General features: G+C 55.1%; 18 protein-coding genes and 1 tRNA gene. 9 read left to right on the top strand and 10 right to left on the bottom strand.

The window, feature by feature from the left end; all coding sequences use genetic code 11:
• Positions 1-303 precede the first annotated feature (303 nt).
• Positions 304-918, top strand: coding sequence for a ferric reductase-like transmembrane domain-containing protein (locus Q0835_RS27720; protein WP_298818579.1), 615 nt, complete (start codon positions 304-306; stop codon positions 916-918).
• 32 nt (positions 919-950) lie between these two features.
• Complete coding sequence (locus Q0835_RS27715) at positions 951-1,256, top strand: PepSY domain-containing protein (protein WP_298818581.1); 306 nt, start codon at positions 951-953, stop codon at positions 1,254-1,256.
• A 15-nt stretch (positions 1,257-1,271) separates the two neighbouring features.
• Here the strand turns inward: Q0835_RS27715 and Q0835_RS27710 are convergent, their stop codons facing one another.
• The 3 genes from Q0835_RS27710 to Q0835_RS27700 are packed head-to-tail and all read right to left on the bottom strand — an operon-like array spanning position 1,272 to position 3,784.
• Positions 1,272-1,607, bottom strand: a complete 336-nt coding sequence (locus Q0835_RS27710) for a pyrophosphatase (RefSeq protein WP_298966413.1) — start codon at positions 1,605-1,607, stop codon at positions 1,272-1,274.
• Positions 1,608-1,619: 12 nt separating this feature from the next.
• Positions 1,620-2,831 (bottom strand): VWA domain-containing protein, encoded by a 1,212-nt coding sequence (locus tag Q0835_RS27705; RefSeq protein ID WP_298966410.1) that lies wholly within the window; start codon positions 2,829-2,831, stop codon positions 1,620-1,622.
• A gap of 14 nt (positions 2,832-2,845) precedes the next feature.
• Positions 2,846-3,784, bottom strand: coding sequence for a MoxR family ATPase (locus Q0835_RS27700; protein WP_298966407.1), 939 nt, complete (start codon positions 3,782-3,784; stop codon positions 2,846-2,848).
• A 189-nt stretch (positions 3,785-3,973) separates the two neighbouring features.
• Here Q0835_RS27700 and Q0835_RS27695 point away from each other — a divergent pair, with 189 nt between their 5' ends.
• Positions 3,974-4,321: a cytochrome c gene (locus Q0835_RS27695; RefSeq protein WP_298818588.1), complete on the top strand. Its 348-nt coding sequence runs from the start codon at positions 3,974-3,976 to the stop codon at positions 4,319-4,321.
• Positions 4,322-4,471: 150 nt separating this feature from the next.
• Positions 4,472-4,744: a Usg family protein gene (locus Q0835_RS27690; protein WP_298966416.1), complete on the top strand. Its 273-nt coding sequence runs from the start codon at positions 4,472-4,474 to the stop codon at positions 4,742-4,744.
• Between the two features lie 17 nt (positions 4,745-4,761).
• Here Q0835_RS27690 and Q0835_RS27685 read toward each other — a convergent pair whose 3' ends face one another.
• Together Q0835_RS27685 and Q0835_RS27680 are read right to left on the bottom strand one after the other, a co-directional pair.
• Positions 4,762-5,568: a methyltransferase gene (locus Q0835_RS27685; protein ID WP_298966404.1), complete on the bottom strand. Its 807-nt coding sequence runs from the start codon at positions 5,566-5,568 to the stop codon at positions 4,762-4,764.
• A gap of 1 nt (position 5,569) precedes the next feature.
• Positions 5,570-5,806 (bottom strand): DUF2007 domain-containing protein, encoded by a 237-nt coding sequence (locus Q0835_RS27680; RefSeq protein ID WP_298818593.1) that lies wholly within the window; start codon positions 5,804-5,806, stop codon positions 5,570-5,572.
• A 257-nt stretch (positions 5,807-6,063) separates the two neighbouring features.
• On the opposite strand from Q0835_RS27680, the gene Q0835_RS27675 reads away from it, so the two are divergent.
• Positions 6,064-6,999 carry a polyprenyl synthetase family protein gene (locus Q0835_RS27675; protein WP_298818630.1) on the top strand — a complete coding sequence of 312 codons (936 nt, stop codon included), beginning with the start codon at positions 6,064-6,066 and terminating at the stop codon, positions 6,997-6,999.
• Between the two features lie 63 nt (positions 7,000-7,062).
• Here Q0835_RS27675 and Q0835_RS27670 read toward each other — a convergent pair whose 3' ends face one another.
• Positions 7,063-7,944, bottom strand: coding sequence for a 4-(cytidine 5'-diphospho)-2-C-methyl-D-erythritol kinase (locus tag Q0835_RS27670; protein ID WP_298966402.1), 882 nt, complete (start codon positions 7,942-7,944; stop codon positions 7,063-7,065).
• A 12-nt stretch (positions 7,945-7,956) separates the two neighbouring features.
• Entirely contained in the window at positions 7,957-9,741 is a 1,785-nt protein-coding gene (locus tag Q0835_RS27665; RefSeq protein WP_298966399.1) for a tetratricopeptide repeat protein, read from the bottom strand.
• 272 nt (positions 9,742-10,013) lie between these two features.
• Here Q0835_RS27665 and ppdK point away from each other — a divergent pair, with 272 nt between their 5' ends.
• Positions 10,014-12,686, top strand: coding sequence for a pyruvate, phosphate dikinase (gene ppdK / locus Q0835_RS27660; protein WP_298966396.1), 2,673 nt, complete (start codon positions 10,014-10,016; stop codon positions 12,684-12,686).
• A gap of 46 nt (positions 12,687-12,732) precedes the next feature.
• A complete protein-coding gene (locus Q0835_RS27655; RefSeq protein WP_366142415.1) occupies positions 12,733-13,701 on the top strand; it encodes a methylmalonyl Co-A mutase-associated GTPase MeaB in 969 nt (322 codons plus the stop codon).
• On the opposite strand, the gene Q0835_RS27650 is transcribed toward Q0835_RS27655, so the two are convergent.
• The 3 genes from Q0835_RS27650 to map form a co-directional block, all read right to left on the bottom strand.
• Positions 13,698-15,977 carry a bifunctional diguanylate cyclase/phosphodiesterase gene (locus Q0835_RS27650; protein WP_298966391.1) on the bottom strand — a complete coding sequence of 760 codons (2,280 nt, stop codon included), beginning with the start codon at positions 15,975-15,977 and terminating at the stop codon, positions 13,698-13,700. The two genes, Q0835_RS27655 and Q0835_RS27650, sit on opposite strands and share 4 nt — an antisense overlap.
• Positions 15,978-16,157: 180 nt before the next feature.
• Positions 16,158-16,856, bottom strand: a complete 699-nt coding sequence (gene radC / locus Q0835_RS27645) for a DNA repair protein RadC (protein WP_298818605.1) — start codon at positions 16,854-16,856, stop codon at positions 16,158-16,160.
• Positions 16,857-16,863: 7 nt separating this feature from the next.
• A complete protein-coding gene (map, locus tag Q0835_RS27640; RefSeq protein WP_298966390.1) occupies positions 16,864-17,694 on the bottom strand; it encodes a type I methionyl aminopeptidase in 831 nt (276 codons plus the stop codon).
• A 230-nt stretch (positions 17,695-17,924) separates the two neighbouring features.
• On the opposite strand from map, the gene Q0835_RS27635 reads away from it, so the two are divergent.
• Both Q0835_RS27635 and Q0835_RS27630 read left to right on the top strand, forming a co-directional pair.
• Positions 17,925-18,010 (top strand) — tRNA-Leu (locus Q0835_RS27635).
• Positions 18,011-18,907: 897 nt separating this feature from the next.
• On the top strand, positions 18,908-24,456 hold a 5,549-nt coding region (locus Q0835_RS27630), incomplete at its 3' end, for a proprotein convertase P-domain-containing protein (RefSeq protein WP_298966389.1).

Here is a 24,456-nt window from a genome sequence, read left to right as displayed (position 1 = left end):
CACTGAAGATGTCGTACTTCAGTACCTTGAGAAGCACATCGATAATCCTACCGGCATCAGCCGGTAGTGGTTTAGTTTCAATTTATTGAATATAAGGTGACGTGCGGGTCTCCTCCGACCCAAGCAAAGATCCTGCCGACACCGACAGCCCCAAATTCGGTGTTGGCGGGATTCTCCTATCGGTGCTTCGGGTCCGATACATCTTGCGACACTTTCCCGGTTGCCACGACAAAATTGACAGACATCTCACCGCTAGTATTGCGTTCATGACATTTTCAAACGGACGCAAGGGCAGGCGGACATATGAAACGCATTCTGGACAGTCGTTATTTTCTTTGGGGTCTGCTGGCGCTGCCCTCGTTCCCCATGATCGCCACCCTTGCCGGTGGAGCGACATCAGAAGACGGGCGCGCCGCAACTGAATTTCTCTTGCATCCGACCGGCGAGTTTGCGGCCAGGTTCATGATTGTCGCAATGGTGATCACGCCGTTCAGGCTGCTCTTTCCGAAGTCCGGTTTCTGGTTCTGGATGGCGCGCAGACGCCGGTATTTTGGTGTCGCAGCTTTCGCCTATGCAGCCTTTCATACAGTGCTCTACCTGGTCGATATGGGATCGATCAAAGCTATCCTTGGCGACTTCTGGGCGCTGGGTATCTGGACGGGATGGCTGGCATTCTTCATCTTTTTGCCGCTCGCCGTAACCTCGAACGATACATCTGTTCGATGGCTCGGGCCAAAGTGGAAGCCGTTGCAAAGGTTTGTTTATCCCGCTGCAATTGCCACCCTTGTGCACTGGATGTTCGTTCACAACAATTTCGGTCCGGCTCTCGTGCATTTCATCCCGTTGGCAGTTCTTGAGGCGTACCGGGTTTACCGGCATTTAAAGCCAGGCACCGGTCCGAAAACCGCAACTGCTTGAAACTTCGCTGGCGCACCGCAGAGGACAAGAACATGAACTATACGCTACACGTAGCCTATTCGATGTTTACCGCACTGCTTTCCGCTCCCGCCGCTGCAACTGGCATGTTTGAGTGTGAGCCAACAGACAAGACTGCCTGGCTATCCGAGGAACAAGTCACAGAGAAGCTTGCAAGCGATGGCTGGCAGGTTCGGCGTATGAAGGAAGACGGAGGCTGCTGGGAGGTCTATGGCACATCACCAGATGGCAAACGTGTCGAAGTTTACCTGCATCCTGTTTCCGGTGAGATCCTGTTGATCAATCAACGAGGCACAATCATCTACCGCAAGGAAGGCTGAATCTCGGGTTCAGCCTCAGTCCTCCTGCGACGCCTCTTCCGGGAGATGTTTCAGCCACTTTGCATGCACTGCGTCCTGAAGCGAAATACCCCGGTCGCGACAGAACAACACAAGGTGAGCGAAAAGATCGGCTGCTTCAGAAGCCAGCGCTTCCTCAAGCTCAGCCTTGCTGGATCCGTTGGGGCGGGCCTTCTTTGAAAGCCTCAAATCTGCTGCTGCCAACTCGCCAAGCTCTTCCGTCATTTTCGCCAGATACCAAGCCTTGTCTCGCTCGATGCCAAAGCGATCAGCGTAGATGTCGGATACGGTGGCAATAGCCTTCTCCATTTCAGGTAAAGACTTGGACTTCAAAGTATTGCCTCCTTACGAAGCAAGCCAGTGTTTAGGATCCGTCCTGAAAGAACGACTGCCCTTTCCAGAAAGCGCCGAAACCAAATCGGCCACAGCGTCGAGCGAATGAACTGCACGAAACTCGTCGACATGTGGAAGCATTACACGGATGCCCTTGGCCTTTGCCTCAAAACCCTGATATCGAAGCAGCGGATTGAGCCAGACCAGTCGCCGGCACGATCGATGCAGTCGGTCTATCTCCCGTTCAAGATCCTCGTCCGTATCGCGTTCCAGACCGTCCGTAATCAACAAGACCGTTGGCTTGCCTGAGAGCACACGACGGGACCAATGGCGGTTGAAGTCATGCAAGGCCGATGCGATCCGAGTTCCTCCAGACCAATCTTCAACACCGTCGGAACAGGCCTCCAGTGCTTCGTCGGGATCTTTCATGCGCAGTTGCCGCGTCACATTTGTCAGGCGTGTGCCGAACAGAAATGTGTGAACGTCCCGCCGCTCGGCCGTAATTCCATGCATGAAATGCAGCAAAAGCCGGGAGTACTGGCTCATGGAGCCGGAAATATCGCAAAGGGCAACCAAGGGTGGACGCTTTTCGGCCGGTTTGCGAAATTTCAGATCGATCATGTCGCCGCCGGCCCGCATTGAAGCGCGCAACGTGCGTCTAGGGTCGATCACGCCTTTTGCTGCCGGTCGCAGCCGTCTGAGCCGGATCTTGTCCTTCGGCATCGACATGGAGCGCAACGAGTGCTTGGCATCCTCTATTTCGGCTGCCGTCATCTGCGCAAAGTCTTTTTTTTGAAGAAGCTCCTTGCCGGAAACGGTAAATTTGGCATCCACCTCAATTTCCGGAACGGCTTGTTCTGCGGTTCTTTCCTTGGCGGCTTCAAAAGCCTGGGAAACTCTTGTCTGACCCGCTTTGGGTTTTTCCGGCTGACCGCGCGGCGGTGCCACGGGTGAGAGGATTGCGAGCATCTTTTCGATCAGGCCGCGGCTTTGCCAATAGATACGGAATGCCTCGTCAAACAGAACCTTGTGTTCGTGTTTGCGTACGAAGACGGCATGCAGGGTCCAATAGAGGTCGTCCCGGTTTTCAATCCCGGACACCTCAACCGCAGCGACCGCGTCAACCACGGAGGCAGGCCCAACAGGGACACCGGCTTTACGCAAGGTGCGGGCGAAATAGACGATATTGTCAGTAATTCTCGACCTGAGATCGGGGCTTTCCATCTGGACCCTGCTTCCTAAAGCGCTGGCACGCTTTGCTGATGCGGGGCCTCTTTTCGGATCTCGTCAACCATCTGCCGGATCTTTGAACCTCTCACGCGTTCAATATCGTCCTGGTACTTCAAGAGTACTCCAAGCGTGTCTGAAGCGAGGTCGGGATCCAGGGCAATTTCATTTAGCTCCGACAAGGCGCTGGCCCAGTCGAGTGTTTCGGCAACACCAGGCTGCTTGAAAAGATCTTCTTCGGTGCGCAGTTTTTGAACGAATGCAACAACTTCCAACGCCAATCGTTCCGCAGCTCCCGGTACTTTGCGCCGAACGATCTCAAGTTCCCGTTCAGCGTCGGGATAATCGACCCAGTGATACAGGCAACGCCTCTTGAGGGCGTCATGGATTTCTCTGGTCCGGTTGGTTGTGATGATGACAATCGGTGGTTCCGTTGCCTTCACGGTACCAAGTTCCGGAATGGAAACCTGATTGTCGGCCAGTACTTCGAGAAGAAAGGCTTCAAAGGCTTCGTCTGCGCGGTCGAGTTCGTCAATCAGAAAAACGGGGGCACCGGAAAGCGACGGTTCAAGTGCTTGCAAAACAGGGCGCTTGATCAAAAATCGCTCGTCGAAAATGGATTTGGACAACTCGCTGTGTTCCGCGTCACCGGCGGCTTCCGCAACCCGGATCTCCACCATCTGAGCCGGGTAGTTCCATTCATAGACGGCAGAGGAAATGTCCAGTCCTTCATAACATTGAAGGCGGATGAGGTCGCGCCCAAGGGTGGTCGACAGAACTTTGGCAATCTCGGTTTTGCCCACGCCGGCTTCGCCTTCCAGGAACAGCGGCCGCTTCATGCGAAGGGCAAGATGAAGCACCGTGGCCAGAGACCTGTCGGCTACATATCCCGCCTGGTCCATCAAATTAAGCGTTGCGTCAATGGAGTCGGGAAGGGGAGTCGGGCTCATAAATCCTCCGGCAAGCTGATCGATCCTCTGGTTATATATGTACTCGCCAGCGAAGAACATGCCCCGACCTTGTGCTTTAGTACCGGTCCTGACCTTCAACAAGGATGCGTTTGTACGTCCGTCTCCTAATATAAATTCGTGTTCTCGGCCTCTATATATGACCGACTGATTCCAGGGAGTGAGACGACCATGCAGCGCTTGAAATCGTTTGTCCTGTCAGCAGTTCTTGTTGTTGCTGCCAGCTCGGGACATGCTTCGGACGGAGACTATCCGTCAGATCCTGTCAGTCTGGCGACCGGGCAAGAGTTGGCCGAAATTCACTGTGCTGCGTGTCATGCCGTTGGCAAGGATGACACAAGTGCCCAGCCTGGTGCACCGGCTTTCAGGTCACTTTCGTCGCTCTATCCGCTGGAAAGCCTGGAAGAGCCCCTTGCGGAGGGGATCGTTACTGCGCACGACAATATGCCGGAATTTGCCTTCGAACCGGATGACATCGACGCGTTTTTGGGCTACCTGACCTCGATCCAAAGCAATTGACACCGACCTGAATTCAGCCAGAGATGATTTGTTAGCAGTCACATCTTCTTGCTGCTAAAATACTGTTTATAAACAAGAATTATTCTTTGGTCGGATTTGGTTGGACGAGAATCCGTGACACTCTTTCTTTGCAGTGAAGAAAGGATTGGCATGGACACCAGCTCTGACTTTGAAAAACGGCTCATCGGCTACGGACTGTTGACGGCGGAGATCCTCTACAGGATCCCTGATCACCCGAAGCTTCTGCAAAGCTTTCTCTGGCAGACCGAAGATCTGGCTCCCAAATTTCCCGAACTCAACCGGTTCTTGAAGTTCTGGGAAGATGAAATAGAGGGCCGAATTCATTCCGTTCGTGTTGCGCACCAAAACCTGATCGTACCGGTCGATTTCCGGTATGCCGGGGGAGAATTCGTCGTTCACTGATTAGATGGCGATTGAAGCTACTTGCGTGCGAGAAGGCCCAGGCCATGGCCGTCGCGCATAATGGTTTGCGACTGCGGTGTGAAGTCGGAACCGTCGTCCTCGTGAAGAACGAAGCCGGGCAAAAGCTGCAATGAGGCCTTGCTGGCCCTTACGGCGCGCACCAGGATCCTGGTGGCCGGTGCTTCCTGGCGCGGTCTCAGCGGAATCACATCGATGGAACCAAAGCGGCCCTTGAGCACACCAAGAAGCTCTTGAAGACCGTCCGCCCGAAAGATGACCGTCAGGCTGCCACCATCTCTGACGATGTCGGCGGCCGTCTTCGCCCAGGGTTCCAGGCCTCGCTCATCGAGCATATGCGCACCGGCCCTGGCCGTGTTCGGAGATGCTCGAAACCGATCGGCTTCATAGTAGGGAGGGTTCATGATCACATGATCGGCCATCGACGGCTTGAGGCCTGCCGCGTGACGCAAACTGCCTTTCGCCGTAATGTCTGCCTCCAGCAGGGTCACCCTATCGGCAAACCCTGCATTGGCCGGGTCCATGAGCCCCTGTCGTACCAGAGGCAGGATGGCGGCATCCAGCTCCACCAATGTAACATCGATGTCAGACAGTCTTGCAGCCGCGCAGAAACCTGCTGTTCCAACGCCTGCTCCAAGGTCGACAATGTGCCCTTTTGTGGCGTCGGGTAGAGCTGCTGCGAGGTAGACCGCATCGAGGCCAGCCCGATGACGGCCGCGGCGCGGCTGATGCACATGGACTTTACCGCCCAAAAATGCGTCCCTCGTTGTTTCTTTCTGATCTAGCGAGGCGTGCGGTATCGACATGTCAGGACGATCCGGTCTCCGGCGGGAGTTCATGTTCCAGTCCGGCATCACGCACCAGCATGCGGGCCTTGCCGATCTGATCGCTATCCACCAGTACGCGTCGGGGGATCATGGCCAACGACCCCTCAAGAATGCTCATGTTGCCATCTGCGACAAAATGCTTGATGCCGGCTTCTTCCAGTATCGATTCAAGAAAGGAAATGAGCACGGGATCGTTAGTTCTGATAAGTTCTTCCATATGTTATCCGGCGTTAGCGGCAAAGCTCCTGAGAGTGCCTTTGTGCACTATTGTCCGCTGGAGTACAGCAAAACCTGCTGATTGCGGCATTTCAACAGTTTGTCATCGGATTGGCGTCTTGCCCCGGACGCAATCGCACCATATTGTCCGCTCAAATATTCAGGGGAGTGCCGTTAGTGGCCGTTGTCGCAACCTATTCTGACAATCAACCGCGTCGTCCGAGCATACAGGGGCTTGTTGATCTCGTGGCGCCCGGCATGGGCCAGGTCAATGAATTGATTCTGTCCAAGGCCGGGTCCAATGTCGAGCTGATTCCAGAGATTGCAAAACATCTCATTTCATCTGGTGGTAAACGTTTGCGCCCGATGCTGACACTCGCCTGCGCTGAAATGTTCGGCTACGAGGGCGATGGTCACGTGACTTTGGCGGCCAGTGTGGAATTCATGCACACGGCGACATTGCTGCATGACGATGTCGTTGACGAGAGCGATATGCGTCGCGGAAAGCTTGCTGCCCGCAAGCTCTGGGGTAACCAGGCGAGTGTTCTCGTCGGAGATTACCTGCTGGGTCAGGCGTTCAAGATGATGGTCGATGTGGGGTCGCTCGAAGCGCTTCGCATTCTGTCCACCGCCTCCGCAGTGATTGCGGAAGGGGAGGTTCTGCAGCTGGGTGCCGCCAAGAACATCGCCACAACCGAGCAGGACTATCTTCGGGTTATCGAAGCAAAGACGGCTGCACTGTTTGCCGCCGCTGCCGAAGTCGGTCCAGTGATTGCCGATCAGAACGAGAGCATGAAGCTTGCTGCTCGAACCTACGGCATGGAATTGGGCTATGCCTTCCAGCTGGTCGATGACGCACTCGACTACGGAGGATCGTCTGCAGACCTTGGCAAGGACGTTGGCGATGATTTCAGGGAAGGCAAGATTACATTGCCGGTTGTCCTGGCAATTGCACGCGGCAGCGATGCCGACCGTGTCTTTTGGAAGCGTTGTCTGGAAGGTGAGGACGTCGTTGACGGCGATCTTGAAGAAGCCATCGGACTTTTGAAAAAATATGACGCTCTGAGCGAAACCGTCGAGCGCGCGAGAACCTACGGCGATAATGCGCTCAAGGCATTGGAAGCATTGCCGGGCGGGGCGCATAATGATGCGCTGGCTGATGCAGTGGCATTCTGTATATCTCGTGTGAGCTAGTTTCAGATCGATAATTACAAAATTTCAGCCGGTTACGGTTTTTTCTTAATGTGATTTGATCACTTATTTCAACGGACCCGACGCGATCCACCAGTCTGGGTGCGCTGAACGCAAGCTTCGTTCGATCTCGACGGCATTGCGTGTTTCGCACAAACCGAAACATGTTGCGCCGGAGCCGGACATTCGCGCGAATTCGATCAGCTCATTGCCGTCCAGCGCACGCAACACGTCACCGATATCAGGACAGAGAGTGATCGCTGCATCCTGCATGTCGTTTCGGCAAACCGATAAATACGAAGTCAGTTCACCGAGCGTTTCGAATTTCTCAGGCATGATCGGCATTGCGGCATTGTCGCGTTCTATCATGGCCTTGAAGACTTCGGGTGTCGAAACGGTTTTCTTTGGATTGGCCAGCACAATCGCACAGTTCGGCAATGAAGGCCCCTGTGAAAGGACATCGCCGATCCCCCGCATAATCTGGGGTTCGGGAAAGAGGCACACAGGTACATCTGCGCCGAGCGACAACGCAAGGCCTTGCATTGTCTCTTCGCTCAGATAGACCCCTGAAAAGTCCTCCAACAAGCGCAATGTGGTCGCGGCGTCACTCGAACCGCCTCCAATTCCCGACGCGACGGGGAGGCGCTTGGTGAGCGTAAGACGCACTGCGGGGACCGGAATCGACGCCTTTTCGGCAAAGCCCTTTACCGCTTTCAGGATGAGATTGTTGTCCTCAGACCCCTCAAGTTCACGCGAAAAAGGACCGTCCAAAACCAGATTGAGACGGTCATCGGCTTCGAGTGCAATGCGGTCGCCGATTTGGGGAAACACAGCGAACGAATGAAGGAGATGATACCCGTCTTCACGTTGCCCGGTAATGTGGAGGGCCAGATTTACCTTGGCCCGAGCCAGTCCTGCACGGGGCATCGACGCTGAGCCGAGGGTCATTGAAACCTCCGGTCAGCCGCCGTTGTTTTTCGTTTCCGCATTGGCAGCGTCGGTCACCGGAACGTCCTTCAAACCATTGGCGATCTTGTCGCGGATCTTGGGCAGCTCATCTTCTTCGGGCCCAAGGTCCCGGGCATGGTTCCACTGGAACCGGGCTTCATTGCGCCGGCCAACCATCCAATAGGCGTCACCAAGATGGTCGTTGATCACGGGATCCGCCGGGCGGAGTTCAATCGCACGCTCCAGTTCCTTCACGGCCTCTTCATAGCGACCGAGACGGAAATAGACCCAGCCAAGGCTGTCAACGATATAGCCGTCGGTTGGCCGCAGCTCGACCGCCGTCTTGATCATATCGAGCGCTTCGTCGAGCTTCAGGCCCTGGTCGACCAGCGAATATCCGAGGTAGTTGAGAACCAGAGGCTGGTTTTCATTCAACTCAAGTGCCTTGCGGAAATCTGCTTCTGCAAGGTCCCATTTGTCCAGTCTTTCGCGTGCGATGCCGCGGAAATATAGAATGATCCAATGCCGGTCTTCCAGTTCGGCAATCGTATCAAGCCCCTGGGTATATGTGGTTTCGGCATCGTCATAGATCTCGTGAGACCGCAGAATATTGCCGAGCGCAATGACCGCCTCAAGATCAGACGGGTCTTGTTCAATGAGAACTTCCAGATGGGAGCGTGCTTCGTCCAGCTTGTCCAGGGCGTTGAAATTCATGCCGACCTGAATTTCCGCTTCTCGTTTCAGAACGCTGTCTTCGGGCACCATCATCAAGGCTTTGATTGCGCGTTCGGGCTGCTCCATCCGTTCAAAAACACTGCCGAGCGCAATAGCCGCAAATTCTGCCTTTGGGTCCAGGTGGAGTGCGAGCTGCAGATAGGATGTCGACAGTTCCTCGCCGCCATCCCGGCCAATGACAGCGCCAAGGCCGTAAAGAATTTCTGCCATGCCCTGGGAGGGATCCGTCACCATGGGCGGAATGACTTCGCCGCTCATCAGGGTTTCGCGGGTGTCCACCAGTTTTGGATGGCCTCGGAACTGCTGGTCGTATTGGTCGAGAACCTCGAGCGCTTCTTTTTGACGCCCGTTGGCGGCAAGGATCCTCGCATATGCATCGATGACGCGAATTGCGCCCTGATCGATTGCGTAGGCTCCTTCAATGGCTTCGAGCGCATCTGCATTCCTGCCAGCTGCAAACAGCAGGTGTGCCTTATGCGTTGCCTTGAAAACTTCGAACCACTCCGGACCACTGAGTTCGTCGATGGTTTCAACGGCTTCGTCGACTTTGCCGTTGCCGTAAAGCGCCCAAGCACGCGATATGCCGATGGAAAGTTGCGCAAGCGGACCGTTCCGGCCTTTGGACAAGGCAATATCCGCATTTGTATAACTGCCATCGATCAGTCTCTGCGCGCCGATGGCAAGCTGTGCGAGGAAATTTTCCAGACCGGCCTTCTCAAGTTCTTCCGCAAAATCGACGGCCTGTTCGACATCTCCGTTTGCCAGCTTCAGGAGGAAAGTCCGCTCCAGCAGCATTGTGTTGTTGGGATCAGCGGCGAGAGTTTCCTCATAAAATGCGGCAGCCTGAGCATAGTCCTTGTCAAACCCGGCCAGACGTCCGGAAAGGTAGCTTCCGGAGAGATTGAAGGGCAGGCCCGTTGGAGTGCCGTAAATCTCTGGTTCGGCTGTGGTCTCCGCCATTGCGGCTGCCGGAAATAGGGCGATTGCACTGACCAGCGCAAGGAGCCTCCGTTTAAGGGGCTTTCGGTCCACATTGGCAACGGCACCGGTCGCTTGGGTCATACTTCGTCGAACTCCATCTTCACCGACAGTTAGGAATCTTGCTTATTGCCTTTGACAATGGCGTCTTTAAGGCTATGCGGCAAGGCAGACGGATAACTTTCTGACGGTTTAAATCCATTTGAATTTGCACATCGTCGGAAAGCTTGGGCCCAATGGGCGATAGAGCCCGGATTCCGGGAGAAAGGGCTTGAAGCCAATCCTTTGCCGTTGCAGGTATGTGCAGTGCAATATGACGGAGGCGTTTGTCGCCGGCATCGGTTAGGAGAGTGAATATGGCCAAGTGGGTCTACAGCTTTGGCAATGGGGAAGCAGAAGGCGCAGCCGAAATGCGCAACCTGCTTGGTGGCAAAGGTGCGAACCTTGCTGAAATGAGCAGCCTTGGTCTGCCCGTTCCTCCCGGCTTCACGATCACCACTGAAGTCTGCACTTGGTATTATGATCACGACAAATCCTATCCCGATGAGTTGAGTGCTCAGTTGTTTGAGGCCGTTGATAAAGTCGGTGTGGCAACAGGCAGGAATTTTGGGGATACGGAACGACCGCTGCTGTTGTCGGTGAGATCCGGCGCCAGGGTGTCCATGCCTGGCATGATGGACACGGTCCTCAATCTGGGCCTCAATGACGAGACAGTCGAAGCACTTGCAAAAGAGGCAGATGACCGCCGCTTTGCCTATGACAGCTATCGTCGTTTCATCCAGATGTATTCGGACGTGGTGCTTGGGTTGGACCACCACGAATTTGAAGAAATTCTCGAAACTCACAAGGAACAGAACGAACTTGAGCTCGACACGGATGTCGATGCTGACGGTTGGTTGTCGATTATTGCAAAATACAAGGACCTTGTTGAAGAGGAACTCGGCAAACCATTCCCTCAAGACCCACGTGAGCAATTGTGGGGCGCTGTCGGGGCTGTTTTCAGCTCATGGATGGTGCCGCGCGCCGTGACCTATCGTCGGCTGCATGACCTGCCGGCGTCGTGGGGCACGGCGGTGAACGTACAGGCCATGGTCTTCGGGAACATGGGGGAGGGGTCGGCAACCGGTGTCGCCTTTACCCGCAACCCCTCCACTGGTGAAAAGGCGCTTTACGGCGAGTTCCTGGTAAATGCTCAGGGTGAAGATGTTGTCGCCGGTATCAGGACACCGCAGGACATTACTGAGAAGGCCAGGATTGAAGCAGGATCTTCCAATCCGTCACTCGAAATGCTGATGCCTGAGGCATTTGCAGAGTTCCAGTCCTATTGCGACCGGCTTGAGGCGCATTACAAAGACATGCAGGATCTGGAGTTCACCATCGAGAAGGGTAAGCTCTGGATGTTGCAGACCCGGAACGGCAAGCGCACAGCAAAGGCGGCCCTGAAAATTGCCGTTGACCTGGTCGAAGAGGGTGTTTTGAGCGAAGTAGAGGCGATTGGACGGGTAGAACCTGGTGCCCTTGATCAGCTGCTTCATCCTACCATCGATCCGGATGCGGAGCGCGATATTGTCACCACCGGTCTGCCTGCCTCGCCAGGAGCGGCTTCCGGAGCAATCGTCTTCACCTCAGACGAGGCGGAAAAAGCAAAGGGAGATGGCCGAAAGGTCATTCTTGTGCGTGTCGAAACCAGCCCTGAAGACATTCACGGCATGCATGCGGCGGAGGGCATTCTCACAAGCCGTGGCGGCATGACAAGTCACGCGGCGGTCGTGGCGCGCGGAATGGGTAAGCCCTGTGTCGCTGGTGCCGGGGCTCTGAGGATTGACTATCGAAACGGTGTCATCAATTGCGCCGGACGCCAACTGAAAGAAGGCGACACGATCACAATCGATGGCGCGACCGGGCAGGTGCTTTCCGGCGAAGTGAAGATGCTTCAGCCAACGCTTTCAGGTGATTTCGGCATATTGATGGGCTGGGCAGACCGGGGCCGCCGCATGAAGGTGCGCACCAATGCAGAAACGCCTCAGGATGCCAAGATCGCCCGCGATTTCGGTGCTGAGGGTATCGGGCTCTGCCGCACCGAGCATATGTTCTTCGAAGGTGAGCGCATTGTCTCGGTGCGTGAAATGATCCTGGCCGGGTCAGAGGATGGGCGCAGAGCCGCGCTCGCCAAGCTATTGCCAATGCAGCGGAAGGACTTTGCCGATCTCTTTGAGATCATGCATGGGTTGCCCGTGACAATACGATTGCTTGACCCACCTTTGCATGAGTTCTTGCCGAAATCCGATGAGGAACTGGCGGAAGTCGCGAAAGCTATGGGTGCCGATCCGGAGTTGTTGCGTGATCGCGCATTGGCTCTGGAAGAATTCAATCCGATGCTCGGCCATCGCGGCTGCCGTCTTCTGGTGTCATATCCTGAAATCGCAGAAATGCAGGCACGCGCGATCTTTGAAGCCGCCGTTCTTGCCGCCAAGGAAACCGGTGCACCGGTGGTGCCTGAAATCATGGTGCCGCTGGTCGGGGTCAAGGCAGAGCTGGACCTCGTCAAAGGCCGGATAGATGCCATGGCGAAGGCCGTCATGGAAGAAACGGGTTCTGAACTTACCTACCATGTCGGTACAATGATCGAGCTGCCGCGCGCAGCCTTGCGTGCCGCTGAAATTGCTCAATCAGCGGAGTTCTTTTCATTCGGAACCAACGACCTGACACAGACAACGTTCGGGATTTCCCGAGATGATGCTGCGTCGTTCCTTGGCACCTATCAGGCAAAAGGCATTCTGGAACAGGATCCATTCGTCTCCCTCGACCAGGAGGGGGTGGGCGAACTGATTTCGATTGCAACAGAGCGCGGTCGTGCAACCCGACCCGAAATCAAGCTTGGTATCTGCGGTGAGCACGGCGGCGATCCAGCCTCTATCGACTTCTGCGAAGGAGTTGGACTTGAATATGTGTCGTGCTCTCCCTTCCGTGTGCCGATCGCCCGGCTCGCGGCCGCACAATCGGCGCTTAAAAAGCAATCGTCGGACTGAATGCGACAGTTCCGCTTGCATGATACGGGGTGAGGAAAAGGTGAGTGTGCCGTTTCCCACATTGGATCAGTTGCGCAAGGGTGGCAAACGCACCCTTGCGCGCATGCTGACACGCCTTGAAACCGGCGCAGGTGAGCAGGAGACCGCAATCTTTCTGGACAGCGTCTGTTCGGAGCCCATTGCACAGGTAATCGGCCTCACAGGCCCTCCTGGTGTCGGAAAGTCGAGCCTCACAGACGCCTTGATCACGTCCTATCGGGAGGAGGGATTGCGCGTTGCCGTTCTGGCCATTGATCCGTCCTCGATTTTGACGGGTGGCGCTCTCTTGGGGGATAGAACCCGTTTGAAGACCGACCCGGAAGATGACAGGGTTTTTGTCCGCTCCATGGCGGCGCGGGACAGGCTTGGCGGCCTGTCGGATCACGCGGTTGCAGCCATCACGCTGTTGCGGGCTGTCTGTGACAGGGTCATTGTCGAAACCGTCGGCATCGGCCAATCCGAAGGTGACCTGAAACAGGCAGCCGACACGGTTGTCCTTTGCATTCAGCCGGGTTCCGGTGACAGCCTGCAATTCATGAAAGCGGGTATCATGGAACTTCCCGATGTGGTGGCGGTGACCAAGTCTGACATGGGACCATTGGCCCGGCGGGCGGCTTCGGACGTGGCCGGTGCACTCTCCTTAAGTCGCCATGGTGGCCAGGACTGGCAGGTTCCAGTGCAACAGGTTTCGGCGCAAACAGGTGAGGGAATTGCAGATCTGGTGGCGCAGATGGGGCGTCATAGACAGCACCTTGCGAGCGAAGAGCGGCTGTACGTGTGTCGCAGGCGTCAACACCAGGCCTGGTTTCAAGACATGGTTCGTACCGAGTTTGGCCAATTCGGTTTGACACTCCTGACACAGGCCATGGGTATCGAATTGGCCAAGAAGGCTGAAACCGCGCCCTTTTTGAGTTTTTGGACCTTGTCGTCTGAAGTCAGGGACCGTCTCAATTTGGGCAATAGGCCCCGCGGCTAGCTGCCCAAGGCCCTGGACTGGTAACTGAGATCGGTTCCAAAACCGTTGCTCTCGGTTCCCTGAAAGTCTTCCAGAAATTTCGACAACGCAACATCAGAAAGCGGCCGGGAAATGAAATAGCCCTGCATTCTGTGGCAGTCGTGATCCTGCAGGAAACGGATCTGCTGTGCGGTTTCAATACCCTCGGCGACAATTGTCATGCCAAGCGCTTTGCCGAGCTGGATGATCGAGACCAGGATGGCTTCAGCTTCTGCATTACCGTTCATGTCAGAGACAAAATCCCGGTCGATCTTCAGAGTGTCGAAGGGAAACCGGCGAAGATAGCTCAGGCTTGAATAGCCGGATCCAAAATCGTCGAGTGCAACTTTGACGCCGAGATTTTTGAGGCGGCGCAGCGCTTTCAAAACACTGTCGTTTCTTCCGGCGAAAACCGTTTCAGTCACTTCAATCTCAAGGCGCTGCGGCGGCAGATTGTTGGCTGCCAGGATCGCCATGACCTTTTCAACGAAGCGGGGGTGCTTGAACTGGTTTGGCGACACGTTGACCGACACGACAATTCCCGGCCAGTCATGAGCCTTGGCGCAGGCTTTGTTCAGAACCCAGATGCCAAGGTCATTGATCAGGCCAGTCTCTTCGGCAACAGGGATGAACTGTGCCGGCGATACAACTGTTCCGTCTTCCCTTGTCCAGCGGGCAAGCGCTTCGACAGATACGATGCGCTTGGCCGTCGTGTCCGACTGGGGCTGGTAGGCGAGATCAAGCTTGTCGTTTTTCAAGGCAAGACGCAGTTCGCGGGACATTTCGTCCTTCGATTGCACCTGCTGTTCCATAGACGGTTCAAAGAATGAACGGCGGCTACGGCCGTTTTCCTTGGCGTCATAGAGCGCAATGTCGGCCTTGCGCAACAATTCGTCCGGGTCGTTTCCATCACGGGGAGCAATGGCAGCCCCCATCGACATGCTGGCGAATATCTCGCGGCGTCCGATCATGATCGGTCGCCCGATTTCGTCATGAACCTGGTCAAGAATGTATTCCAGCCATTCTTCGCTTTCGCAATTCTTGAGAACCATCGCAAATTCGTCGCCGCTGATACGGGCAACGATACCGCTTTCGGGAATAACGTGGCGGAGGCGCCTGGCGACGGCCATGATGACCTTGTCGCCAGCTGAATGGCCAAGCGTGTCGTTGATGTCCTTGAAGTGGTCAAGATCGATATAGACTACAGCCGAGTTTGATCCGTTCAGGAAACTTTCCTCGAGAATGTCGGACAGCAGCGCGTGAAATCTGGCGCGGTTCGGCAAGCCGGAAAGGGCATCGTGACGTGATGTGTGGACTGCGTTTGCCTCGCTTCGTGCCAGGCGCTTGGTCATTTGCCGGGTAAACATGGTAACAGCAATCACGACTGCGGCGATCATGAAAGCAGCCAACGCCAGGAACGGGTTGATCCGGCGCATCATCTGCGTGCCCGGCTGTGCTGATCGCCAGGCAAGGACACCAACATCGTCTCCGCGGGGCGACCTCAGCAGATATTGGCCGACACCCGGGCGAGGGGCCTGAATATTGGCCAGGACGAAGCCATCCAGCCGGGACATTTCGGCAATGCCCTTGAGTTTTTCACCGCGTAGGGGAACAAGGCTGACAAGAACCGAAGGCGGTTTACGCATCGGCGAGATCGACTGGATCTGCTGCATGACAGCTGCGGCACTGAACAGATGCGGCTCACCCTGCAGCGAGACAATCCCCGTTTCGGCAATCGAACGTCTGGCATCGCTGCTTTTGGGTACAAAACTGAACAGGCCGGAGGGGGTCTTGCGGAAGGAAGTGATGTATCGCGCGCGCACCTTTGCAATGGCTGGCTTCAGGCTGTGCAAGACTTCAGGCGTCATCCACTTGCTGGTATAGTTCTGCGCGTAGATCTGCTGAACTTCAAAATCCCGGTTGATCAGAACACCCTTTGTGAAGCGGTGGTTCTGGAACAGCCAGTGCATCACATTGTTGAAGATCCAGCTCTCGTCGGGGTCCTCCTGGTTGACCTCGTGATACGCGTCGTCCCAGATGACAACACCGGTCTGTTGTTTGATAAGGTAGTTTCGGGTCAGCTCGAGCGCACCATTGATCAACCGCTCCTGAGATTGCTCGGCTGTCCGGTCCGATAACCTTGCCGACCAGTGCATGAGCCCGAAAATCCCAAGAACGGATGTCAGCACAACCGCAACCATCGGTACGATGATCGCGTTGGCAATGCGTCCGCCAGAGTTTTTGGTCGAGTTTTGCATACAAGAGCCTGATTGTTTCGGGCCGAGTATTGCGAAATCAGGTTAAGGAAAGTCCCTTATGACTTGGTAAAAAACGCGTAAATACGGACGCTTAGACAAGTGGTGATATAAAAATGCGCTTGGCAAGAATAGGCGGCGGTGATCAAGTGCTGCAAGACTTGCGTGCCTGTGCGTCGCAAATCAGATCAATTGCAGTCCGCGCATGCTGACATTGTTTCTCAGGCCAATAATGATGTGATCGTGAACTTCGACACCGAGCGGTTTCGCGATGTCGATGATTTTTTGCGTCATCTGGATGTCTGCGCGCGAAGGCGTCGGATCGCCTGATGGGTGATTATGGACAAGAATGAGCGCCGTTGCGGAATGCTCAAGTGCGCGGCGGATCACTTCACGCGGATAAACCGGGGTGTGGTCGACGGTACCCGTCTGCTGGACCTCATCGGCAATAAGGCCGTTCTTCTTGTCGAGAAACAAAATCCGGAATTCTTCCACCGTCGAATGTTCCATGGCCGCTTGCAGATAGTCGATCACTTTCGACCATGAATCCAGCAATCGCCGCTCATCCAGTTCCGCCTTGTGGTAGCGGACAATGGCTGCGTGAACGGCTTGCAGTGTGTCTACGCTGACATCTGAAAGACCATCGATCTCCTTAAGCCGTTCCCGTGGCGCTGCAAGCGCAGCGGAAAACGACCCGAACCGTTGCAGCAGGGCCTTGGCAATTGGCTTGGTGTCCTGGCGGGGAAGTGCGGAGAACAGCAGGAATTCAAGGAGTTCATAGTCAGCAAGACCTTGCTCGCCTGTCTTTCGAAACCGTTCCCGCAATCTTTGACGATGGCCCTTGTGGCTGGCAGTTGCGCCGCCGGACTTGGCTTCGCTCATTGCGATCTTACGCCGCCGGGAGGCCGGGTTTGTGAAGACCCTTTGGCGATGTCGTGAAAATCTGACAGCCATCCGGCGTTATGCCGATCGAGTGCTCGAATTGGGCTGACAGCGAACGGTCGCGTGTCACGGCCGTCCATCCGTCGCTCAGAACCTTCACATGCGGCCGGCCCAGATTGACCATTGGCTCGATTGTAAAAATCATGCCAGGCTTCAGTTCCACACCCTCACCAGGGCGGCCGTAATGCAGGATGTTTGGCGTGTCGTGGAAAAGCAGACCGAGGCCGTGCCCGCAAAAGTCCCGCACGACCGAACAACGCTGAGCTTCCACATAGGTCTGGATTGATGCGCCGATATCACCTGTTGTGTTGCCGGGTTTGGCCGCTTCTATTCCGCGCATGAGCGATTCATATGTCACGTCGATCAGCCGCTCGGATGCACGCTTCAGCTGGCCGACCGGATACATGCGGCTGGAATCGCCATGCCACCCGTCCAGGATCAGGGTCACATCGATATTGACGATGTCGCCTTCACGCAGTGCCTTGTTGTTGGGAATCCCGTGGCAGACAACGTGGTTGATTGATGTACAGCTGGATTTGGTGTAGCCGCGATAGTTAAGCGTCGCCGGAATGGCGTTGTTATCCATGCCGAACTGATACACGAAATCGTCGATTTCCTGGGTGGTCACACCCGGTTTCACTATGCCGGCAAGCGCATCGAGGCAGGTCGCCGTCAGTTGTCCGGCGCGCATCATTCCCTCGAAATCCTCTGGCCCGTAAAGACGCACTTGCCCTGTGTTTTTTAAAGGCGCTTCTGCGGCATCAATGTAGCTGACCATGGACTGTCCGATTTTTTTTGATTGTCTTGCGCTGTGTTCGTGCCGATCCCGGCGTTCATGCGCTTAATGTAATACGTTTTTCCGTCTGTTCACATACAGTCCCGAGCGGGCAATTTCCAGTTTTTGATCAAGCAAAAATCAAGCTTGCGGGAATTCGGTCATCTCCGCGCAGGAAAACTGATCGCACTCGCTTGCGATTTTTCAAGAAGGTCGTTAGGTGAGGAGAAAGAGCGGGCGTGGTGGAATTGGTATACACAACAGACTTAAAATCTGTCGGCCCTAGGCCATGCGGGTTCAAGTCCCGCCGTCCGCACCAAGCATGTCTGAGTTTTTTGACATGGCGCCCATCGAGCCGCCAGTGCTTGCCTTTTGCTCAGTGGATTTATTGAACTTATTCGGTGCTGAGCTGGAGCGCGGTTGAACGCACGATCAAGACCGCCGGTTCGTCTCGTCTTATCGTCTCCAGCCTTTAGACGCCGTTGGCCGAAACTGGCGGGGGAGCGCTTCAACCTCCAGTTTCTGACAGTTACCTTTGGCTATCCTGTTTCGATGCAAGCAGCGTGACACGAAAAAACCGTTTCGCAAAGAGACCCGTACGCATGGATCTTCAAAAAAAGAAAATTAAAACAATGGTTTAAATCTAGTCTCGACTTCGAGTGAAGGACTGCCGCACAGTTTCTAGCATGAATTCCTGAGAGACGGCCAGAAAGACCCTTTTGCGGTGAGGCAAGACATCATTGGCACAAAGGAAATTCACGCCTCGAGGTTGTGGTTGATGTCGGGCCCCAATGATCCTCTTTGCCAGTAGTTTTTAAATTTTAGGCAATTGAATGTGTATTAACCATGTGAGCATTTTTGCTTGTTTCTGAATTGTAAAGAAATTAAGTTGATTACACTTAATTACTTCATGAAATTTTCTTTTAAACTATTATTCTGCGTGAAATTCGTTTCCTCGTTCGTAGTAAAGTGATTTTAACTAAACTATTGCGATTGTGATTGGTTGCACTTTCTTTTTCAAATTTACGCATCCCGGATTTCCCGCAGTTCTACCTGCCTTCATCTATAGGTTGCGTGCCGATTTACGTTGCGGACGTTCGCTTCAGTGACGGCGTTTACCTTTAATAAAGTTAATAAAACTTTGGGTTTTATATAAGGTGAAAAAACTGTAAACATTCCTCAGTGGGTTTTATGAAAAAGTACCGAGTGTTTCGCTATGAATGAATTTGTTCGGATTGCACAGCTCTCTAATGACGCGACTTCTGGAGGAGATGGTGGAGGAGGAAACCCCTCTGATCCGCTTGTTCTTTCCAGGCCTTCGGCACAGCAAAGTGTCGTTTCGCTTCGACAGTCAGGGCAACTTGTAGACTTCCGGCAGATCCTGAACGAGGACATCTCGTTCATTCGAATCGGTGACGATCTCCAGATGATTTTCGCCGATGGCGGAATGATCATCGTGCAGGGATTCTTCGACGGAGACGGTGCGTCTCAGGTCGGCATCGTCTTCGACGGCGAAACGATTTCCATTGACGATTTTGTAACGGCTGCAAACCCACAGACCGCCGACGAGATCCAGACTGCTGCTGGCGAAACCAGCAATCTGGCGACCGCGCTCGGCGGACCACAGGGCTCGGGACAGAATTTCGAAGATACTCAGATCGGCGCACTGGGCGACGGTCTTGGCTTCGGTGACCTGCTGGACGGCGGCGGCCCGGGCGGCGACGGCGGCCCTGAGAACGAATTCATCGACGGTGAAGTGGACACGGTTCCGGAGATCGGTACGCCCGATGTGGGTGATCTGGACGAGGCTGATCTCTTTGAGGGCGACACGCCACTGTCCTTCACAGGAAGCCTGGATCTTGATTTCGGCGACAACGCCGGAACAGATCTCAGCCTGGAATTTGATCTCTCCAATTTGCCAACGGATGTCACATCCGATGGCTCACCGCTTACCTTCACCATTACCGACAACGCTGAAGGCGATGGCGGACAAACGCTGACTGCCACAAAGACGGGTACCACCGAAGTTATTTTTACGGTGACCCTCGACATCATCACGCTGCCGAACGGCAATGCCGGCGGCAACTACATCTTTGAACTTTTTGGAAATCTGGATCACGTTGCAGTCGGGGAAGACAATGTTCTTCCGTTGACTTTCGGCTTTATCGCAACAGACGGCGACAACTTTTCTCCAGACAGCGCAACATCCGAGTTCACCGTCAACATCACCGACGATGTTCTGGAAATTGGTGATTCAGAAGCAACGTCCGTTGACGAAGAAGGCCTGACTGACGGCAACGTCGACAGCGGCTATGATGGCGACCTTCCTGGCGCTGCGCTTACTTCGACCGGCGATCTTGCCATCGATTGGGGCGCTGACGATGCGAATCCGACAGATGGCGGCGGTCTGGGTGACCGGTCCGTTGCCTTTGATGCAAGCCAGCCGGGGCTGACCGGCCTGACGTCCAATGGTCTGGCGGTCACGGTCGCAATCCTGAGCGACGGTACGCTGGTTGGATACACAGGCGCTACAGTACCGACAGCCACATCCGACGCCGGTATTGTGTTCTTCGCAACGCTGTCCGATGCCGGCAGCGGCAGCTATGTCTTCACTGTTGCCGACAATCTGGACCACCCGACAGCCGATACTGAAGACGATATCATTCTGGAATTTGCCTATACAGCGACGGATGGCGACGGCGATACGGCTTCCTCGACCTTCCAGGTCACCGTAGACGACGATGCGCCGGTGATCGGCGAACCTTCGCTTGTTGATTTCGAAGTGGTTTCAAAATCAGTTTATGAATCCGGCGAGGTTAATCTTAGCATCCCCGCAACCGGTACGTCCGGAACTATTACATCCACGATAGAGATTGCAGAAGGTGGAACCATTCGGGATGTGAATGTCTCGATGGATATTCAGCACACCTTTATGGCAGACCTCGATATCACATTGATTGCGCCGGACGGGACCCGGATTGGGTTGATTTTCGATCAAGGTGCAGGTTCAAACCCAAATGGCGTAATCACATTTGATGATGAAGCTGAACAGAGCTTCTCAGAGGCCACAGAGCCGTTTGTGGGCGTGTGGAGGCCGACAGCAGATACGCTTTCCGGTCTCGACGGTCTCGATCAGGCAGGCACATGGACGCTTGAAATTGTCGATGATGAAGCCGGTGACACGGGAATTCTTCGCTCATGGTCACTCGACATTGAAGCGCAGGCACCTTCTCAGGTAAATGCCATCGTTGACGAAGACGATCTTTCCAGTGTCACAGGTGATCTGGCCGACGGGAATGCGGATGATCAGCCAGGTGACGCAGATACCGCGACCGATGGAACACTGGACACGGACTTGGACGCGACCACCGTCTTCGGTGATTTGGCAATCTCCTGGGGCGCGGACAGTGGCAACAGCGTTGAAAACGGTGGCACGTCAGCCGGTGATGGCGACCGTGCAATTACCTTTTCTGCCGATGCGATTGCAACGCTTGAGGCCGCAGGGCTGACCTCTGACGGCGAAGACATCACCTATAGCCTGAATGGTCCGGAAAACGATCTCCTGACCGCGACAGCTGGCGACCGTATCGTTTTCACTGTTGAACTGTTCGACACGGACAGCGGCTCATTCAAGTTCGACCTTCAGGACGCCCTGGATCATCCTGAAGGGTTTGATGAAAACGATCTTGTCCTGGAATTCGGCTTTGTCGCGACTGACAGCGACGGCGACACAACGTCATCGTCTTTCACTGTCGGCGTGGATGATGACATTGCCGTTGTTGGCGACGCAACGCTTTACGATTTCGACGGCAGCACAGTTGAGACATTTGAATCCGGCGACGTTGATCTTCGCATCCCCGCAACCGGGACTGCCGGGACAATTACCTCGACGATCGAGATTGCGGACGGCGGGACCATTCGGGATCTGAATGTCTCGATGGATATCCAGCACACCTTTATGGCTGATCTGGACATCACATTGATTGCGCCGGATGGGACCCGGATCACCTTGATTATCGATGAAGGTGGCGGAGGAAACCCGAACGGCGTTATTACCTTTGATGATGAAGCTGCACAGAGTTTCAGTGATGCCACAGTGCCATTTGTCGGTGTGTGGAGGCCGACGGAAGATGCGCTTTCCGGTCTGGACGGCCTCGATCAGGCCGGTACCTGGACACTTGAAATTGTCGATGCTGCAGCCCAAGATTCGGGTGAACTACGCTCCTGGAGCCTGAACATAGATGCAGATGCATCGACACAGGTAAATGCGGTTGTTGACGAGGACGATCTCGTCGTCGGCAACAATAATGACGCGACCGGAGACGACGACCCCCAGACAAATACAGATCTTGATAGCGACAGCGACGCCACGACTGTCTATGGAGACCTGGAAATCTCCTGGGGCGCGGATGATGGCAACAGGGATGAAGATGGTGGGTCTTCAACGGGTGCGGGCGACAGGGCTGTTACATTTGCAGCGGATGCGATCGCTGCTCTGACAAGCCGCGGACTGACCTCCCACGGCGAAGAAATTACCTATAGCCTCAACGACACTGCGGATTTGCTGACAGCGACAGCTGGAGATCGCATTGTTTTCACGGTCGAACTCTTTGATACAGACAGCAGTTCGTTCAAGTTTGACCTGCAAGACGCGCTCGATCATCCTGAAGGACAGGATGAGAATGGCCTCGTCCTGACATTCAAATATAACGCGACAGACGGTGACGGTGACGTCACACCGTCCACATTCGCCGTTGGTGTTGATGACGACGTTCCAGTTTTCGATGGCAGTGTTGCGACAACGCAGGTGGATGAAGAAGGCCTCCCTGGTGGCAACCCAGATGATTCTTACCCCGACAATCCAGGTGATCTCGAGGGCGAAGAAACCGTATCGGGCGCCAACCTGAACATTTCCTGGGGTGCTGACGACGGTGACGGCGATGTTGTCACCGACGAGCAGACAGGAGATCTTTACGTCCAAGACACGCCAGGCGGCATGGGCGACCGGTCGGTTGTCTTCACCACTGACAGCTCTGGTGCGCCCGGCGTGACCGCAACCCGCGGCACGACTCCTCTTGATGGCGGACTGACGTCCGAAGGAAATGAAGTTAAGTTTGTCCTGAATGATGGCGGCACAATCCTGCTGGCCTATACGGGTGCTGATGCGACATTTGCTGCTCTGAACGGCGCCGCGGAATCCCCGGACAGCGCAGTTGTCTTCCGTGTCAGCCTGACGGATGAGGGCACAGGCGCTTATAGCTTTGAATTGCTGGGCACACTGGATCATGACCTTGGTGGTGCGGACAGCAAAGAAGACAACATTCGTCTTGAGTTCGATTTCACGGCTTTGGACAGTGATAGTGACGCGATTTCCAGCACCTTCCGTGTCATCGTTGATGACGATGCACCGGAGTTTACCGGAGCTATCGCGACAACGCAGGTGGACGAAGAAGGCCTTGCAGGCGGTAATCCTGGTGAGTCCTACCCTGACAATCCGGGAGACTTTGATGGCGTGCCGACTGATTCCGGCACGAGCCTGAAGATCTCCTGGGGTGCCGACAGCGCCGACGACGACGCGGTCACTGACGAACTGACCGGCAATCTTTATGTCCAGGACACGCCTGGGGCAGACGGCGACCGCTCGGTGATCTTCTCGACAGATGGTTCCGGTGCACCGGATGTCACCGCGACACGTGGCGCAACGCCGCTTGACGGTGGCCTGACGTCCGATGGCAACGACGTGAAATTTGTCCTGAATGCCGATGGTACGATTCTGCTCGCCTATACGGGCGTAGATGCGACATTTGCTGCTCTGAACGGCGATGCCACCACCCCGGCCGACGCGGTCGTCATCCGTGTCAGCCTGACGGACGAAGGTGCGGGTGCTTACAGTTTTGAGTTGTTCGACACCTTGGACCATGACCTTGGTGGTGCCGACAGCAAGGAAGACAACATTCGCCTTGAGTTCGGCTTCACGGCTCAAGACGGCGATGGCGACATAATTTCCAGCACCTTCCGTGTCATCGTTGATGACGATGCACCGGAGTTTACCGGAGCTATCGCGACAACGCAGGTGGACGAAGAAGGCCTTGCAGGCGGTAATCCTGGTGAGTCCTACCCTGACAATCCGGGAGACTTTGATGGCGTGCCGACTGATTCCGGCACGAGCCTGAACATCTCCTGGGGTGCCGACAGCGCCGACGACGACGCGGTAACTGACGAGCGAACGGGCAACCTCTATGTCCAGGACACCCCTGGTGCAGACGGCGACCGCTCGGTGATTTTCTCGACAGATGGTTCCGGTGCACCGGATGTCACCGCGACACGCGGCACAACGCCGCTTGACGGTGGCCTGACGTCTGATGGCAACGACGTGAAATTCGTCCTCAATGCCGATGGTACAATTCTGCTCGCCTATACGGGAGCCGATGCGACATTTGCTGCTTTGAACGGCGACGCCGCTTCCCCGGCCGACGCGGTTGTCTTCCGTGTCAGCCTGACGGACGAAGATGCAGGAGCTTATAGTTTCGAATTGTTCGACACCTTGGACCATGACCTTGGTGGTGCGGACAGCAAGGAAGACAATATTCGTTTGGAATTCGGCTTTACCGCGCAAGACGGTGATGGCGATGTTATTTCCAGCACTTTCCGCGTCATTGTCGATGATGATGCGCCAATTGAAACGGCAGCAGCTGTTGTCGGTACGGTTGAAGAAGAGGGACTGACGGACGGCAATGAAGACACTGTCGATGCCGATGGCAATGA

It is taken from the genome of uncultured Roseibium sp. (assembly GCF_947499295.1).
GTDB lineage: Bacteria > Pseudomonadota > Alphaproteobacteria > Rhizobiales > Stappiaceae > Roseibium.
This window is presented reverse-complemented; position numbering and strand designations above follow the sequence as displayed.

Bases quoted from the DNA above. Each gene is read 5' to 3' on its own strand.
- Q0835_RS27720 (WP_298818579.1), top strand. From the start codon at position 304: ATGAAACGCATTCTGGACAGTCGTTATTTTCTTTGGGGTCTGCTGGCG.
- Q0835_RS27715 (WP_298818581.1), top strand. From the start codon at position 951: ATGAACTATACGCTACACGTAGCCTATTCGATGTTTACCGCACTGCTT.
- Q0835_RS27705 (WP_298966410.1), bottom strand. From the start codon at position 2,831: ATGGAAAGCCCCGATCTCAGGTCGAGAATTACTGACAATATCGTCTAT.
- Q0835_RS27700 (WP_298966407.1), bottom strand. From the start codon at position 3,784: ATGAGCCCGACTCCCCTTCCCGACTCCATTGACGCAACGCTTAATTTG.
- Q0835_RS27695 (WP_298818588.1), top strand. From the start codon at position 3,974: ATGCAGCGCTTGAAATCGTTTGTCCTGTCAGCAGTTCTTGTTGTTGCT.
- Q0835_RS27690 (WP_298966416.1), top strand. From the start codon at position 4,472: ATGGACACCAGCTCTGACTTTGAAAAACGGCTCATCGGCTACGGACTG.
- Q0835_RS27685 (WP_298966404.1), bottom strand. From the start codon at position 5,568: ATGTCGATACCGCACGCCTCGCTAGATCAGAAAGAAACAACGAGGGAC.
- Q0835_RS27680 (WP_298818593.1), bottom strand. From the start codon at position 5,806: ATGGAAGAACTTATCAGAACTAACGATCCCGTGCTCATTTCCTTTCTT.
- Q0835_RS27675 (WP_298818630.1), top strand. From the start codon at position 6,064: ATGGGCCAGGTCAATGAATTGATTCTGTCCAAGGCCGGGTCCAATGTC.
- Q0835_RS27670 (WP_298966402.1), bottom strand. From the start codon at position 7,944: ATGACCCTCGGCTCAGCGTCGATGCCCCGTGCAGGACTGGCTCGGGCC.
- Q0835_RS27665 (WP_298966399.1), bottom strand. From the start codon at position 9,741: ATGACCCAAGCGACCGGTGCCGTTGCCAATGTGGACCGAAAGCCCCTT.
- ppdK (WP_298966396.1), top strand. From the start codon at position 10,014: ATGGCCAAGTGGGTCTACAGCTTTGGCAATGGGGAAGCAGAAGGCGCA.
- Q0835_RS27650 (WP_298966391.1), bottom strand. From the start codon at position 15,977: ATGCAAAACTCGACCAAAAACTCTGGCGGACGCATTGCCAACGCGATC.
- radC (WP_298818605.1), bottom strand. From the start codon at position 16,856: ATGAGCGAAGCCAAGTCCGGCGGCGCAACTGCCAGCCACAAGGGCCAT.
- map (WP_298966390.1), bottom strand. From the start codon at position 17,694: ATGGTCAGCTACATTGATGCCGCAGAAGCGCCTTTAAAAAACACAGGG.